The organism is Duganella sp. CY15W (assembly GCF_009857555.1).
GTDB lineage: Bacteria > Pseudomonadota > Gammaproteobacteria > Burkholderiales > Burkholderiaceae_D > Rugamonas > Rugamonas sacchari.
On record NZ_WWCQ01000003.1, the window covers coordinates 760,180 to 775,295 of the forward strand.

Here is a 15,116-nt window from a genome sequence, read left to right on the forward strand (position 1 = left end):
GTTTTAAACGCGGTGATAAGGGTGGTTCTGCGTAATGGTCCAGGCACGGTACAGCTGCTCGGCCAGCATCACGCGCACCATACCATGCGGCAGCGTCATACTGGAAATCCGTATCAAACCTTCCGCGCGCGCCTTCAGCGCAGGATCGAGACCGTCGGCGCCGCCGATCAGGAAGGCGGTGTCGCGGCCATCCTGCTGCCAGGCTTCCAGCTGCTGCGACAGGCCCACCGAAGTGAGGTCCTTGCCGCGTTCATCGAGCGCAATGATGCGCACCGATTTCGGCAAGGCCGCTTCGATGCGCTCACGCTCGAGCGCCATGGCGGTAGCCGCAGTCTTGCTGCCCGAACGTTCGACCGGCTTGATTTCCTTGAGCACGATCTTCAGTTCCGGCGGCATGCGCTTGACATACTCGGCGTAGCCGGTTTCGATCCAGGCCGGCATTTTATGGCCGACCGCAGCGATGATCAGCTGCATACAGATTTACTCAGCAGCTTTTTTGATACGCTTGATGACGGTCTTGGCCGGCGCTTCTTCTGCCTTCGGCTTGGCTGCGCGTGGCTTTGGTGCTGCTTTCAGTGCTTTGACGGCAGCGACGGTCGCTTTTGGCGCGCCGACCTTGACCCGCTTGCCCGCTGGGACGGCGGCCGGTTTGGCAGCGGCTTTCTTGGCGGTGGTGGTGGCTTTGGCAGCAGCCGGCTTGCGCGCGGTGGTCTTTTTCTCGACCACGGCTTCAGCGGCAACCGCCTTTTTACCAGCGGCCAGGTGGCTGCTGATTTTCTTCGGTGCGTCGGCTTCTTCGCCTTCCTTGGTCGACTTGCGCTTGGCGGCGCCCAGTTTGACTGGCTTGTCGCCCCAGATTTCTTCCAGGCGGTAGTAGGCGCGGATTGGCGCTTGCATGATGTGGACGATGATGTCACCCAGGTCGACCAGCACCCATTCACCGGTGTCCTCGCCTTCCATGCCGTAGACTTCGCCGCCGGCGGCTTTGACCTTGTCGCGTACCGAGGCGGCCAGCGCCTTGGTCTGGCGGTTCGAGGTACCGGAAGCGATCGCGATGCGGTCGAACAGGCTGGTCAGGTGGGTGGTGTCGAACAGGGCGATGTCTTGGGCTTTAACGTCTTCGAGAGCGTCAACGACCAGGGTTTGCAGTTTTTTGATGTCCATTAGCTTTTGTATAGATGGTGTTGTTCAATATAGTCTAGCACTAGCGGCGGGATAAGCGAGTTTGCCTGTTCCCCCCGTTGTAATGCCGCACGTATCTGGGTAGCGGAGATATCCACCGCGAAGTCTTGTGCCAGATAAGTCAGACCATGCGGCGTGTTACGGATTTGTTCAGGCGTCGCCAATCGCTTGGAAAACGCCTCTGCCACCGCTGGCGGCAAGCCAGCAGTCGCAAGGTTATAGCCGGGGCGCGCAGCCACGCAGATATGCGCGTAGCTGAACAACGCCTGCCATTCGTGCCAGGTGTCGAGCCGCTGCAACTGGTCGGCGCCCATCAGGAAGGCGATGGATGCCTGCGGCCCCAATTCGTCGCGCACATTGCGCAGCGTATCGATGGTGTAGGTGGCCAGCCCCTGGGCGCCACGCGCGATTTCCTGCATGTCCACCGCCACGCTAAACGGCTGGCCGGCAAACGCCAGCGCCACCATGTCGGCGCGTTGCTGCGACGAGGCTTTCAGCGTGGCTTTCTGCCACGGCAGTCCGGTAGGGATCACGCGCAACTGGTCGACCTGCAGCAGATTGGCGAAATACTCGCCCAACGCGACGTGACCTAGATGCACCGGATCGTAGCTGCCTCCCAGCAGTGCGATGCGGTATGCCATCGTTATGCAGCGAGCCAGTCGCGGTGTGGCAGGAAGTCGGTGTACAGCGCCGCTTCCGGCGAGCCGTCTTCAGGTTCCCAGCGATAGCGCCATTTCACGATCGGCGGCATCGACATCAGGATGGCTTCGGTACGGCCGCCTGATTGCAGGCCAAACAGCGTGCCACGGTCGAATACCAGGTTGAATTCGACATAGCGGCCGCGCCGGTAAGCCTGGAAGTCGCGTTCGCGCTCGCCGTAAGGCGTGTCCTTGCGCGACTTCAGGATAGGCAGGTAAGCCTTGAGGAAGGCATCGCCGACGCTTTGCGTCATGGCGTAGCTTTGCTCGAAGCCTGCGTCGTTGTAGTCATCAAAGAAGATGCCGCCCACGCCGCGTGCTTCCTGGCGGTGCTTCAGGTAGAAATACCCGTCGCACCATTTCTTGAAGCGGTCATGCAGGTCTTCGCCAAACGGCGCCAACGCGTCACGACAGGTTTGATGGAAGTGTTTGACGTCTTCCTGATTGCCGTAGTACGGCGTCAGGTCCATGCCGCCGCCAAACCACCACACCGGTTCGCCCGCCGCATTGGTGGTACTGAAGAAGCGCACATTCATATGCACCGTCGGCGCATACGGATTGCGGGGATGGATCACCAGCGACACGCCCATGGCTTCCCATGGATTGCCGCCAATATCCGGGCGGTGCGCTGCAGCCGATGGCGGCAGCTTGGCGCCCAGCACGTGCGAGAAATTCACCCCGCCGCGCTCAATCACATTGCCTTCTTCGACCAGACGTGAAACCCCGCCGCCGCCTTCGGCGCGCTGCCACTCATCGCGCAGGAAGGATTTGCCGTCGACGGCTTCCAGCGCTTGCACAATGCGGTGTTGCAGATCGAGCAGCCAGGCTTTGACTGCTGCGGTGTCCGGGGCGGAAGACATCTCAGTGTTTCAGACCGCGCCAGCCGATATCGCGGCGGCACTGCATGCCTGCAAAGCTGATCTGGTCGACCGCTTCGTAAGCCTGTTTCTGCGCCAGCTTGACGCTGTCGCCCAGGCCGACCACGCACAGCACGCGGCCACCGGTCACTTGCAGCTGGCCATTCACGTCGGCGGTGCCAGCGTGGAAGGTCACCGATTCCGGTGTTTCGGCCGGGATGCCATCGATCACAGCGCCTTTCTGCGGCGTGTCCGGATAGCCTTCAGCGGCCAGCACCACGCCAACGGCGGTGCGGCGGTCCCATTCCAGTTCGATCTGGTCCAGCGTGCCGTTGACGGCGTGTTCCATCACCGCCACCAGGTCGGTCTTCAGGCGCGACATGATAGGCTGGGTTTCCGGATCGCCCATGCGGCAGTTGAACTCCAGCGTGCGCGGATTGCCGGCAGCGTCGATCATCAGGCCGGCGTACAGGAAGCCGGTAAAGACGATGCCGTCTTTCGCCATGCCGGCGATGGTCGGGTTGATGATCTCGCGCATCACGCGTGCATGCATCGCAGGCGTCACGATCGGGGCAGGGGAGTATGCGCCCATGCCGCCCGTGTTCGGGCCTTCGTCGTTGTCCTTGAGGCGCTTGTGATCCTGGCTGGTAGCCAGCGGCAGAATGTTTTTGCCATCGCACATGACGATGAAGCTGGCTTCTTCGCCGGCCAGGAATTCTTCAATCACGATACGCGCGCCGGCGTCGCCGAAGCGGTTGTCGGCCAGCATATCGTCCACCGCGCGGTGGGCTTCTTCCAGCGACAATGCCACCACCACGCCTTTGCCGGCAGCCAGGCCGTCGGCCTTGATGACGATAGGTGCGCCGTTGGCGTCGATGTAGGCGTGTGCTTGCGCCACGTCCGAGAAGGTCTGGTATTTGGCAGTCGGAATGCCGTGACGGTGCATGAAGGCCTTGGCGAAGTCTTTCGACGACTCCAGCTGCGCCGCTTCCCTGGTCGGGCCGAATACTTTCAGGCCGCGCGCGCGGAACAGGTTGACGATGCCGCCAGCCAGCGGGGTCTCCGGACCGACCACGGTCAGGCTGATGCCTTCGCTTTCCACGAAGTTGGCCAGTTCGAGCAGGTCGGTGATGTTGACGTTGACCAGACGCGCGTCGCGCGCAGTGCCGCCGTTACCCGGGGCCACGTACACCATCTGAATGCGCTCGGACTGCGCCAGTTTCCAGGCCAGTGCATGTTCACGGCCGCCGGAGCCGACTACCAAAATTTTCATAAGTCCTCAGTCTTCGATTTCAACGTTGGAATACACTTCCTGCACATCGTCCAGGGCTTCCAGCGCGTCCAGCAGCTTCTGCATCTTGACCGCATTGTCGCCGGTGACGCCGGTAACGGCATCCGGCTTCATGATGATCTCGGCCACTTCGGCCTTGAAGCCCTTGGCTTCCAGCGCATCTTTGACGCCAGCGAAATCGTGCGGACCGCACAGCACTTCAATGCCGCCTTCTTCATCGGTGACGATGTCTTCGGCGCCGGCTTCCAGCGCGGCTTCCATCAGCGCGTCTTCATTGGTGCCCGGCGCGAACAGGAACTGGCCGCAGTGCTTGAACATGAAGGCCACCGAGCCTTCATTGCCCATATTGCCGCCGTTCTTGTTGAAGGCGTTGCGGACTTCGGCCACGGTGCGTACGCGGTTGTCGGTCATGCAGTCGACGATGATGGCGGCGCCGCCGATGCCGTAGCCTTCGTAGCGCACCTCTTCATACGAGGCGCCGTCTTCGCCGCCGGTGCCGCGCGTGATCGCGCGTTGCACGTTATCCTTCGGCATATTGGCGTCGGCCGCCTTGTCGATGGCCAGACGCAGGCGCGGGTTGGAGGTGATGTCGCCGCCACCCATGCGTGCAGCAACGGTAATTTCCTTGATCAGGCGAGTCCAGATCTTGCCGCGTTTCGCGTCAGTTGCTGCTTTTTTGTGCTTGATGTTGGCCCATTTGCTGTGTCCAGCCATGTTCGGTCTTCCTTCGACGGTGTTTCGCTCGTTAAGCGTTGATAATCGTTGGTGCTGCGGTGAGGGCGGTATTCTAGCATAGGGGCCGGGCCAAAACTTTTTCCATCACCTCTGGCAGGCCGATTTTGTCGACCCAGTCGCCGAATTGCCTGACATGGATAACGGTGCTGTTTTCGCGGTCGATCGGCACCCATTCCGGGTTGTTCTGGCGCATCAGGGCAATCACTGGCACGTGCACCGCATTCGCCAGGTGCATCACGGCAGTTTCCACCGTCACGATCAGGCTGCACAGGCTCAGGATGGCCGGCAGCTGGAAGAAGTTGTCGACGGCCGAGAACAAATGCGTGCCTGGCATGGCCATCTTGTCGTACAGCGCCTGGGCGGCCGGCAGTTCTTCCGGTACAACGTTGATAATAAAGCCAGCATCCTGCCATGACGCGTGGCTGCGCATTTCCTCAATCAGCGCGAATACGCGTTCCAGCGGCCAGCAGCGTTCCTCGCCCTTGGAGTAGGCGTTGACGAAGACTACCTTGGCCCCCAGCTTCCAGTCCGCCAATTGCTGGCGCGCGTAATCCATCCACTGGTCCGGGATGTGGATGTCCGGGTAGCGGTCCTGCGGCGGGATGCTGAGGCCAAAGGCGCTGGTGAACCACTGCGCGTAGATGTCGCTCACGTGCGGCACGTTGGCTTCCTGCGATTCGTACAGCGGAATGGTGGCGTTGAACTTGAGGATGCTGAGGATCTTGGACAGCTCGAAGAAACGGTACTTATGCTTTTTCAGACCGACGATATAACCGCGCGGGCTGATCTCGCGCGCCAGCCGCGCGTAGCGGTGGCAGGCCATGTGGGTGAACGACACCACCAGCGGATAGTCCTCGCGCTGCGCAGCGGCGATGGATTGCGCATACAGCGCCGGGCTGTAGGTCTCGGTATAGGTCTTGTCGATGTAGGGGCTGGCGGCAAGCCAGTCAAACAGCGAATAGTTTTTCAGATGCGGCCATTCGGCCGGGTTATCCGTGCGCCGCCGCTCGTCCACCCACAGGTCGATCTCCAGATGCGGATACGCGCGCTTCAGTGCGCGAAAACACATTTGCATGTAGGTGAAATCGCCGATGGCCATGTGGGTGATCACCAGGATTTTTTTCGCTTGCGCGAGCTGCGGTGCAGAAATTAATTGTTTCATTTTCAATAAGTCGTAAAGCGAAATCGCGTCGAGCTTGCCAGCATTTGAGATTATTGCATACTGGGAAACAAGTTAAAGTGTGTTAAGAATGACTTAAAGTTGCTTATAGAGGAGCTCCTCCACTTTTTGTAGAGAAGCTGTCATATCCTCCTGCTACGGTTTACCTTTTGACATCATCGTAGTACGGGAGCAGACATGGATCGACGGCAGTTTCTGAAGTTCGGCAGCTTTATCACGGTATCGGCAGCATCGGGGATGGGCCTGACGGCCTGCGGTGGCAGCGACAGCGCACCCGCTAGCGGCTTGCCGCCAGCCAGCGGCGCCTGGAAATTCCCACAGAGTGTGGCCTCGGGCGATCCGCGTCCGGACAGCATCCTGCTGTGGACGCGCGCCGTGCAAGCCTCGGCCGACGCAGTGGCCGTTGCCACGGGCAGCGACGCCTCCATCCGCCTGATTGTGACGTCTATCGACAACAGTGCCGCGCTGGGCAGTAACAAAGAGTTAAGCGGCGCCACGGTGGCCGATGTGAGCCTGCCGCTGCAAGTCCAGTACGACAACACCATCCGCCACAAGCTGACCGGCCTGACCGCCAGCACCACCTACTACTACCAGTTCATCGCGGGCGACAACCGCTCCAACGTCGGCCGCTTCAAGACCGCGCCAGCCGTGGATGCGGACGTCTCGCAGCTGCAGTTCGTCTACATGACCTGCCAGGACTGGAGCGTCAACCACTGGGGCGCGATGTCGTCCATCGCTGCCGAGAACCTGGACTTCATCGTCCACCTGGGCGACTACATCTACGAGACGGTCGGCGACGACTTCCAGCTGGGCGCGGTGGAAAGCCGCCACGACACGCTGGTGCTGCCGGATGGCCTGTACAAGAGCGGCAACGCGGGCGCCAAGTACGCCAACTCGCTGGCCGACTACCGCTACCTGTACAAGAAATACCGTACCGATACGCGTCTGCAGGCGCTGCATGAGCGCTTCGCCTTCATCGCCATCTGGGACGACCACGAGTTCTCCGACGATGCGTGGCAAGATGCGCAGACCTACGACAACAGCTTCAACGCCGACGGCTCGGACCTGCACCAGCCCTCGCGCCGCCGCAACGCCAACCAGGCCTGGTTTGAATTCATGCCGGCCGACGTTTCGCTGGATGCGGCCAACACCACCTTCCAGAACATCAAGATCTACCGCGACTTCCAGTTCGGCAAGCTGATGCAGCTGGTGATGACCGACGAGCGCCTGTACCGCGCCGACCACATCATTCCGGAATCGGCGATCAATCCGGCCACCGGCAAACCGCTAGGCCGCATCGGCTCGCGCTACCTGGTGCCGCAAGACCTGTTCAACTCGGTGGAAGCGCAGAAGATGGCCGGCGCCAAAACCATCGGCCTGGACCCGCTGACCACCGCCACCATGCTGGGCAATACCCAGCGCCAGTGGTGGATGGACAAGATGAAGGCCGCTACCTCGACCTGGAAAGTGTGGGGCAACGAAGTATCGCTGCTGCGCATGGGCCTGAATGGTGTGGACGCGATTGCCACGCTGCTGGCCCTGAATGCGGTCACCACGCTGGCTACGTCGGTGGGCACCACTGCAGCTGCAGCGGGCGGCAATTTTGCAGTGGCTGGCGCCATCGTTGCTGCGGCGACCGCAGGTGCTTCCGCCGCGGTGGCGCAAGCAGGCGCCGTGGCGATTGCTACTGCTGCCGCGACCGGCGGCGCAGCCGATGCGCAAGCTGCGGCTGGCGTAAAAGCTGGCCTGAGCACCGCCCAGGCGACGATTGCGGTGGGCACTTTTGCCAAAGTGGCGGCCGCTGCCTCGGCCGGCCAGACCGGCGCGGCACTGGCGGCCGTTGCTGGCCAGACCATCGCGTTTGGCTACATCAAACCGGACGTGCAGGCCAAGAAAGCCGATTCGGTGTTCGTGGCGGCATCGGGCAAGAAAGACGCGCTGTCGGCGTTCTTCACCAAATTCCTGTTCAACTGCGACCAGTGGGACGGCTATAACAGCGAACGCAAGGCGCTGATGTCGCACCTGAAAACCAACAACGTCGGCAACGTCGTGGCGATTACCGGCGACATCCACTCCTTCTTCGCTGGCACCGTCAACGATGATTTCGACGCGGCCAATGGCGGCACGCCTGTGATGGTGGACCTGGTATCGGCCGGCGTCAGTTCGGATTCGTTCTTCAGCTACCTGCGCGATGCGGCCTCGACGCTGGGCGACATCAGCACGCTGGTGTCCTACCCGCTGGCCGTACCGGTGCCGGGCCTGGGCACGGTCAACCTGAGCTTCAACCTGCTCGACTACACCATGGGCAAGGCAGTACCGACGGCGGCCTCGCTGGCCGAACAGACCCGCGTGCAGCTGCGCGGCGCGCTGGCGGCCAAGGGTGTGCCTGAAGCGCAACTGGATGCCACGGTCGGCGCCGTGCTGACCGGCCTGCAGGCCAACAGCGACTTCAACACCAGCCTGCTGGGACTGGCGCAGCAACTGGCCTCGCTGGGCAACAACCCGTGGCTCAAGCACCTGAACACGGACGCCCAGGGCTACACGCTGGTGACGCTGACCCCGGGCAAGATGACCGCCCAGTTCCGCCAGGTGAACAAGCTGGTCGGCACCACCGCGCCAGGCACCATCGTCGCCCGCACCACCACCGCGACGGTGACGGCAGGTTCGCCTTCTGTAGCGATCAGCTAACTGCTACCCCGGACGCGCTGCTGGCATGCCGGCAGCGCGTCCACGGAGCTGACCCCGCCTTGCCGGGGTGGCCGTCAGCAACCATTCCCGTTTGCCCGTACAATCTTGCGTATGGACAAAAGCATCACACACGGCGGTTTGACGCGGGCGGCTTTTCTGAGCGGGTTGGGGATCGCGGTAGGCGGTTCTGTTCTGTTTTCTACCAAGGCCATCGTCGCCAAGCTGCTATACCGCTATCACATTGATGCGGTCACGCTGATTGCCTTCCGCATGCTGTTCTCGCTGCCGGTGTTTGCTGCAGTCGCGCTCTGGAAGATGCGGACCGGGGCGCCGCTCAGCACCAGCGACCGCTGGCGCATCCTCGGCCTTGGCCTGGTCGGCTACTACCTCTCCAGCTTTCTTGATTTCCTCGGCCTGCAATACATCTCGGTCGGCCTTGAGCGCCTGATCCTGTTCCTGACGCCGACCTTTGTCCTGCTGATCAGCTCCACCTTCCTCAAGCAGCACATCAGCCGCAAGCAGTGGATGGCGTTGCTGACGTCCTATTGCGGCATCGTGCTGGTATTCGTGCACGACCTGCAAGGCGGCCGCAATGTCGTGCTGGGCGCCGCGCTTGTCACCGGCTCGGCTGCCGCCTACGCTGCCTATCTGCTGCTGTCGGGCGAAATGGTAAAACGATTAGGATCATTACGGCTGGTGTCCTACGCCATGTGCGTGTCCACCGTGGCCTGCGTGGGCCAGTTCTTCCTGCTGCGTCCAGCGGAACTGCTGCTGCAGCCGCTGCCCGTGTACGCCCTGTCGCTGACCAACGGCCTGCTGTGCACCGTCGCGCCCGTGTTCATGACCATGATCGCGGTGGAGCGCATCGGCGCCGGTACCGCCTCGCAGGCTGGTATGATCGGCCCGGTTTCCACGCTGTTCCTGGGCGCGTTGCTGCTGGGCGAGCCCGTCACCTCCTGGCAACTGGGCGGCACCGCCCTGGTGTTGGCCGGGATCTATCTGCTGTCTAAAAAATAAGGGATCTACATGAAATTCCGTATCGCGCTCATCGCTCACGATAAGAAAAAAGACGACATGATCGCCCTGGCCGGTGAATACAAGGCCTTCCTCTCGACCTGCGCGCTGGTTGCCACCGGCACCACGGGCGGGCGTCTGGCCAATGAGCTGGGCCTGGAGGTCGACCGCAAGCATTCCGGCCCGTTCGGCGGCGACTTGCAGATTGGCTCCCTGCTGGTCGAAGGCATGATCGATGCGGTGATCTTCCTGCGCGACCCGATGACGCCGCAGCCGCACGAGCCCGACATCAACGCCCTAGTGCGCGCCTGCGACGTGCACAATACGCCGTGCGCGACCAACGTGTCGTCCGCACATCTGGTACTGTCTCAGCTTCAGCAACAAGCGGCCAAATAAACGGAGGCAATCATGGTCAAGGCAATCCGCATGCAGCGCGTGGGCGGTCCGGAAGTAATGGAACTGGTGGACGTCGACCTGCCGCCACCCGGCCCCGGCGAAGTGCGGATGCGCCATGAAGCCATCGGCCTCAACTACATCGACGTCTACCACCGCACCGGCCTCTATCCGCAACCGATGCCCGGCGCGCTGGGCGTGGAGGGCGCTGGCGTGGTGGAAGAAGTGGGCGAGGGCGTGACCGACCTCAAAATCGGTGACCGCGTGGCCTATGGTGGCCGTCCGCTGGGCGCCTACTCGGAAGCGCGCAACATCCCCGCCGCGCAGCTGCTGGTACTGCCCAAGCAAATTGAATTTGACACCGCCGCCGCCATGATGCTGCAAGGCCTGACGGTGCAGTATCTGTTCCACCGCACCGTGCCGCTGAAAGCGGGCGACACCATCCTGTTCCACGCGGCAGCGGGCGGCGTCGGCCTGATCGCCTGCCAGTGGGCGCGCGTGATGGGCGTGAACCTGATCGGCACCGTCGGCTCGGAAGAGAAGGCCGCGCTGGCCATCGAAAACGGCGCCAGCCACGTCATCAACTACAACCAGGAAAATTTCACCGAGCGCGTGAAGGAGCTCACCGACGGCAAAGGCGTGAGCGTGGTGTACGACTCGATCGGCAAAGACACCTTCATCGGCTCGCTGGACTGCTTGCAGCCGCTGGGCATGATGGTCAGCTTCGGCAATGCGTCCGGCCCCGTGCCGCCGTTTGGATTGAATGAACTGGCCAGCCGTGGCTCACTGTTCGTCACGCGCCCATCGCTGATGGCTTACACCGCCAAACGCGAAGACCTCGAAGCCTCGGCCCGGTCGCTGTTTGGCGTGGTCAGCAGCGGCGAAGTCAAAATCGACATCCGCCAGCGCTACGCCCTGGCCGACGTCCAGCAAGCCCACCGCGACCTGGAAGCGCGCAAGACCACTGGCTCCACCATCCTGCTGCCATGAGCGAGCGCGTGACGGAAGACGAAAGCGAAAACGGCGACCTGACCGACCTGCTGAGCGAAACCCGGATCCTGCTGCCGGGTGCGCAGATGCTGTCGGCCTTCCTCATCATCCTGCCATTCAACGGCGGCTTCGCCCAGATCGACCATACCGAAAAGCTGCTGTTCCTGGCCACCTTCTTTTTCTCGCTGACCAGCCTGGTGCTACTGAGCGCCCCGGCGATCCAGCACCGGCTGCTGCGGCCGTTAAAAGACCGTGCCCGCTTCAAGCATGTCGCCACACGCCAGGTGGTGGCAGGCGCTTTCACGCTGGCCATTGCACTGGTGCTGGGAACGGAACTGGTGATATCGGAAGTGTTTGGCGCCACCGTCGGACTGATCATGGCAGCGCTGATGGCAAGCTTGATACTCTGCGCCTGGTGGCTGCTGCCACTGTACCTCAAGCGCAGATTCTAAAACCATCCGGGGTCAGTTCTTGCAATCCAACACGGGCTCTGCCGTAGCGACGCTACGGCAGAGCCCGTGTTGGATTGCAAGAACTGACCCCGGATTTCAGCCCGCTTTAGGCGCAGCCTTGGTCTCGACCGTCTCGGTCTTCGGCTCGATGGTGATGTCGATGTTACGTGGCACGCCGTTCTGGCCCGGGAAGCCGGTGAACGCGCTTTGCACCAGCGCCGGCATCACGTGCGGCGTCGCCTGCACGGTGCTGGTGTTTTGCACCGTAACGTCATACAGCTTGCGGCCTGACGTATTGTTGATGGTCACGCGCAGCTGGCGCTGGTATTGGTGCTTGACGCGCTCTTCCACATAGGTCGGGCCGAAACGCCATGGGTCGTAGTAGAACGGACGATAGGCCCAGCGCGAATAACCCCAACCATAGTAAGGCCGGCCAAAGCCGGGACCCCAGTACGGTCCCATAAACGGATCATCCGCCTGCAGCACCCGTACCGGATGGTCGATCGTGAAAAATTTCATGCCAACGAGCAACTTCGGCTGCTGGTTGTCGCTGACCTGGTGGAAGCCCAGCTTGCCCAGCTCATTGGCGACCAGCACCTGGTAATTGCGGAATTCCAGCGTATCGTCCGCGCCCTGTGGCGCTTCAAACGCATAGCCTTTATCCTGGATGTCGGCCGGCCAGTCGTTAAACGCGGTCACATTGCTATGGATGGTGGTGGCGCAGCCGCTCAACAGCATGACGGCGGCAGTCGCCAAGGTGGCGAGATATTTCATGATGATGCCCTCTCAGGTAAGACGGTATTTCCAGAACTAGTGTATGACGCACGTCTGGTGCTTGCTCGATTATTACAGAATGTTACCGCATCGTGGAAAGCAGCAACTTACAGCTATGTAAGCTTTGGCAAGAATGACAATTTGCGCATCAGCCCGCACTGGTATTGGTAAAATAAGCCTTTGCCTCCGTCCTTACCGAGCCTCCAATGCGCACAGACAGCAGCCCAACGACGATTTTCCGCAAAGATTACACCCCTCCGGCCTACCTGGTGGACACCGTAGAACTGGGTTTCGACCTGGCGCCGGCGCGCACCATCGTTGCCAACCGCATCACCCTGCGCCAGAACCCGGCGTCGAAGAGCCATGACATCGTGCTGCACGGCGAAGAAATCGAACTGGTCCAAGTGCGCCTCAACGGCAAACTGCTGGGCCAGGCCGACTACGACCTGACCGCCTCCACGCTGACCATCCCCGATGCGCCCGCCGACGTGGTGCTGGAAATTGAAACCCTGTGCGCCCCGGTAGAAAATACCACGCTGTCCGGCCTGTACGTTTCGAACGGCAATTTCTTCACCCAGTGCGAGGCCGAAGGCTTCCGCCGCATCACCTTCTTCCCGGACCGTCCGGACGTGATGGCCAAGTATACCGTGATGCTGCGCGCCGACAAGGCCGCCTATCCGGTGCTGCTGTCCAACGGTAACCTCATCGAAGAAGGCGATCTGGACGATGGCCGCCACTACGCCAAGTGGGAAGACCCGTTCAAAAAGCCGTCCTACCTGTTCGCGCTGGTCGCGGCCAGACTGGTCTGCCAGGAAGAACAATTCACGCTGGCCGATGGCCGCGAAGTGCTGCTGCAAGTGTGGGTGGAAGAGGGCAACCTCGACAAGACCGACTACGCCATGCAGTCGCTGAAGAACTCCATCCGCTGGGACGAAGAACGCTTCGGCCTGGAGCTGGACCTGGACCGCTTCATGATCGTCGCGGTTGGCGACTTCAACATGGGCGCGATGGAAAATAAGGGCCTCAACATCTTCAACACCAAGTTTGTGCTGGCCAACCCGCGCACCGCCACCGACATCGACTACGCCGGCATTGAAGCCGTGGTCGGCCACGAATACTTCCACAACTGGACCGGCAACCGCGTGACCTGCCGCGACTGGTTCCAGCTGTCGCTCAAGGAAGGCCTGACCGTATTCCGCGACCAGGAATTCAGCGCCGACATGATTGGCACCGACAGCGGCCGCGCCGTCACCCGCATCGACCAGGTACGCACGTTGCGCCAGGCCCAGTTCCCGGAAGACGCCGGCCCGATGTCACATCCAGTACGCCCGGACTCCTTCGTCGAGATCAACAACTTCTACACCGTCACCGTGTACGAAAAAGGCGCTGAAGTGGTACGCATGTACCAGACCTTGCTGGGCCGCGACGGCTTCCGCAAAGGCATGGACCTGTACTTCGAACGCCACGACGGCCAGGCCGTTGAATGCGACGACTTCCGCGCCGCCATGGCCGACGCCAACCAGCGCGACCTGACCCAGTTCGAACGCTGGTACTCGCAGGCCGGCACGCCGGTCGTCAGCGCGCGCACGCGCTACGACGCCGTCAAGCGCAACTTCGACATCATCCTGTCGCAGCGCGTGCAAGCCGACCAGCAGCCGTTCCACATTCCCGTGGCCGTCGGCCTGCTGGACGCCAACGGCAAGGACCTGCCACTGACGCTGGAAAACGGCAAGCACGCCAAGGGCGCCACCACCGTGGTGCTGGAACTGATCGAGCAAGAGCAGATCTTCCGCTTCCGTAATGTCGACGACCGTCCGACGCCATCCATCCTGCGCGACTTCTCGGCGCCGGTGATCCTTGAATACGACTACACCGACGACGAACTGCTGCACCTGTTCAGCCATGACAGCGACCCAGTCAACCGCTGGGAAGCCGGCCAGCGCCTGGCGATGGAGCGCCTGCTCAAGCTGACCGCGCAAGTGGCAGCCCATGGCGACGCCCACCTGAAACTGGACAACACCTTCATCAACGCCATGCGCGCTGTGCTGACCGAGGACACGCTGGACCCGGCCTTCCGCGAACTGGCGCTGATCCTGCCATCGGAAACCATCATCGCCGAGCAGATGGACGTGGTCGATCCGCAAGCCATTCACACCGCGCGCCAGTTCATGCGCCGCACCATCGGCGCCACCTTGAAGGCCGAACTGCTGGCGCAATACCACGCCAACCAGACGCCCGGCGACTACAGCCCGGATGCACTGTCGGCCGGCAAGCGCGCGCTGAAAAACCTGTGCCTGTCCTACCTGATGGTCGCGCCGGAACTGGCCGAACTCAAACTTGCCCAGCAGCAGTTTGAAAACGCCACCAACATGACCGACCGCTCGGCCGCACTGGTCGCCATGATCCACAGCGGCGCCGAAGCAGGCCCGTACCTGAAGGCGTTCTACAACGACTTCGACAACGAAGCACTGGTCATCGACAAATGGTTCGCCATGCAGGCATCCGCCCCAACCACCAACGTGGCCGCGATCCGCAAGCTGATGGAGCATCCAGCGTTCACGCTGAAAACGCCGAACCGCGCACGTTCGCTGATCTTCAATTTCACCGGCGCCAACCCGTCGCAGTTCCACGCGGCCGATGGCAGCGCGTACGAATTCTGGGCCGAATACGTGATCAAGCTCGATGCGATCAACCCGCAAGTGGCAGCCCGCCTGGCGCGCGCCATGGACCGCTGGCGCCGTTATGCGCCGGCGCTGCAGGCCAAGATGAAACAGGCCCTGGAAAAAGTCGCCGCCCGCAAGCTGTCGAACGACGTGTCGGAAGTGATCACCAAGGCACTGGCCAACTAATTACAATCAACCA

Annotated in this window: 14 protein-coding genes; 6 read left to right on the forward strand and 8 right to left on the reverse strand. The window is 61.8% G+C overall.

All coding sequences use genetic code 11. The features are described 5' to 3' along the window. Nucleotides 1-3: 3 nt before the first annotated feature. The 7 genes from rlmH to GTP58_RS18485 all read right to left on the reverse strand — a co-directional run bounded on the left by rlmH (nt 4) and on the right by GTP58_RS18485 (nt 5,925). A complete protein-coding gene (rlmH, locus tag GTP58_RS18455; protein WP_072789839.1) occupies nt 4-474 on the reverse strand; it encodes a 23S rRNA (pseudouridine(1915)-N(3))-methyltransferase RlmH in 471 nt (156 codons plus the stop codon). Nucleotides 475-480: 6 nt separating this feature from the next. After that, on the reverse strand, nt 481-1,164 hold the full coding sequence (gene rsfS / locus GTP58_RS18460; RefSeq protein ID WP_161078671.1) for a ribosome silencing factor: 684 nt from the start codon (nt 1,162-1,164) through the stop codon (nt 481-483). After that, complete coding sequence (locus tag GTP58_RS18465) at nt 1,164-1,823, reverse strand: nicotinate-nucleotide adenylyltransferase (RefSeq protein WP_161078672.1); 660 nt, start codon at nt 1,821-1,823, stop codon at nt 1,164-1,166. Before GTP58_RS18465 ends, rsfS begins: the two co-directional genes overlap by 1 nt. A 2-nt stretch (nt 1,824-1,825) precedes the next feature. Continuing rightward, entirely contained in the window at nt 1,826-2,740 is a 915-nt protein-coding gene (gene hemF / locus GTP58_RS18470; protein WP_161078673.1) for an oxygen-dependent coproporphyrinogen oxidase, read from the reverse strand. 1 nt (nt 2,741) lies between these two features. Further along, nucleotides 2,742-4,010 (reverse strand): phosphoribosylamine--glycine ligase, encoded by a 1,269-nt coding sequence (gene purD, locus GTP58_RS18475; protein ID WP_161078674.1) that lies wholly within the window; start codon nt 4,008-4,010, stop codon nt 2,742-2,744. Nucleotides 4,011-4,016: 6 nt separating this feature from the next. Further along, on the reverse strand, nt 4,017-4,742 hold the full coding sequence (locus GTP58_RS18480; RefSeq protein WP_161078675.1) for a YebC/PmpR family DNA-binding transcriptional regulator: 726 nt from the start codon (nt 4,740-4,742) through the stop codon (nt 4,017-4,019). 73 nt (nt 4,743-4,815) lie between these two features. Then, nucleotides 4,816-5,925: a glycosyltransferase family 9 protein gene (locus tag GTP58_RS18485; protein WP_229215633.1), complete on the reverse strand. Its 1,110-nt coding sequence runs from the start codon at nt 5,923-5,925 to the stop codon at nt 4,816-4,818. Nucleotides 5,926-6,120: 195 nt separating this feature from the next. Here GTP58_RS18485 and GTP58_RS18490 point away from each other — a divergent pair, with 195 nt between their 5' ends. From GTP58_RS18490 to GTP58_RS18510, 5 genes are all read left to right on the forward strand, one after another. Next, nucleotides 6,121-8,631 (forward strand): alkaline phosphatase, encoded by a 2,511-nt coding sequence (locus GTP58_RS18490; RefSeq protein ID WP_161078676.1) that lies wholly within the window; start codon nt 6,121-6,123, stop codon nt 8,629-8,631. 111 nt (nt 8,632-8,742) lie between these two features. Then, nucleotides 8,743-9,648, forward strand: coding sequence for a DMT family transporter (locus GTP58_RS18495; protein ID WP_161078677.1), 906 nt, complete (start codon nt 8,743-8,745; stop codon nt 9,646-9,648). Between the two features lie 9 nt (nt 9,649-9,657). Then, the gene (locus tag GTP58_RS18500) at nt 9,658-10,041 is read left to right on the forward strand and encodes a methylglyoxal synthase (RefSeq protein WP_072789866.1); all 384 of its coding nucleotides are present in this window, start codon (nt 9,658-9,660) and stop codon (nt 10,039-10,041) included. A gap of 12 nt (nt 10,042-10,053) precedes the next feature. Then, nucleotides 10,054-11,028: a quinone oxidoreductase gene (locus tag GTP58_RS18505; protein ID WP_161078678.1), complete on the forward strand. Its 975-nt coding sequence runs from the start codon at nt 10,054-10,056 to the stop codon at nt 11,026-11,028. Nucleotides 11,029-11,036: 8 nt separating this feature from the next. After that, nucleotides 11,037-11,480 (forward strand): DUF6328 family protein, encoded by a 444-nt coding sequence (locus tag GTP58_RS18510; RefSeq protein WP_373924757.1) that lies wholly within the window; start codon nt 11,037-11,039, stop codon nt 11,478-11,480. Nucleotides 11,481-11,576: 96 nt separating this feature from the next. On the opposite strand, the gene GTP58_RS18515 is transcribed toward GTP58_RS18510, so the two are convergent. Continuing rightward, entirely contained in the window at nt 11,577-12,254 is a 678-nt protein-coding gene (locus GTP58_RS18515) for a DUF4136 domain-containing protein (protein ID WP_161078680.1), read from the reverse strand. 206 nt (nt 12,255-12,460) lie between these two features. Between GTP58_RS18515 and pepN the strand changes: the two genes are divergently transcribed. Next, the gene (gene pepN, locus GTP58_RS18520) at nt 12,461-15,103 is read left to right on the forward strand and encodes an aminopeptidase N (RefSeq protein ID WP_161078681.1); all 2,643 of its coding nucleotides are present in this window, start codon (nt 12,461-12,463) and stop codon (nt 15,101-15,103) included. Nucleotides 15,104-15,116 lie beyond the last annotated feature (13 nt).

Excerpts from the sequence above, each read along its gene's own strand:
- GTP58_RS18485 (WP_229215633.1), bottom strand. The coding sequence starts at position 5,925 with ATGAAACAATTAATTTCTGCACCGCAGCTCGCGCAAGCGAAAAAAATC.
- rsfS (WP_161078671.1), bottom strand. The coding sequence starts at position 1,164 with ATGGACATCAAAAAACTGCAAACCCTGGTCGTTGACGCTCTCGAAGAC.
- purD (WP_161078674.1), bottom strand. The coding sequence starts at position 4,010 with ATGAAAATTTTGGTAGTCGGCTCCGGCGGCCGTGAACATGCACTGGCC.
- GTP58_RS18465 (WP_161078672.1), bottom strand. The coding sequence starts at position 1,823 with ATGGCATACCGCATCGCACTGCTGGGAGGCAGCTACGATCCGGTGCAT.
- GTP58_RS18495 (WP_161078677.1), top strand. The coding sequence starts at position 8,743 with ATGGACAAAAGCATCACACACGGCGGTTTGACGCGGGCGGCTTTTCTG.
- GTP58_RS18500 (WP_072789866.1), top strand. The coding sequence starts at position 9,658 with ATGAAATTCCGTATCGCGCTCATCGCTCACGATAAGAAAAAAGACGAC.
- GTP58_RS18505 (WP_161078678.1), top strand. The coding sequence starts at position 10,054 with ATGGTCAAGGCAATCCGCATGCAGCGCGTGGGCGGTCCGGAAGTAATG.
- pepN (WP_161078681.1), top strand. The coding sequence starts at position 12,461 with ATGCGCACAGACAGCAGCCCAACGACGATTTTCCGCAAAGATTACACC.
- GTP58_RS18480 (WP_161078675.1), bottom strand. The coding sequence starts at position 4,742 with ATGGCTGGACACAGCAAATGGGCCAACATCAAGCACAAAAAAGCAGCA.
- GTP58_RS18490 (WP_161078676.1), top strand. The coding sequence starts at position 6,121 with ATGGATCGACGGCAGTTTCTGAAGTTCGGCAGCTTTATCACGGTATCG.
- hemF (WP_161078673.1), bottom strand. The coding sequence starts at position 2,740 with ATGTCTTCCGCCCCGGACACCGCAGCAGTCAAAGCCTGGCTGCTCGAT.
- GTP58_RS18515 (WP_161078680.1), bottom strand. The coding sequence starts at position 12,254 with ATGAAATATCTCGCCACCTTGGCGACTGCCGCCGTCATGCTGTTGAGC.
- rlmH (WP_072789839.1), bottom strand. The coding sequence starts at position 474 with ATGCAGCTGATCATCGCTGCGGTCGGCCATAAAATGCCGGCCTGGATC.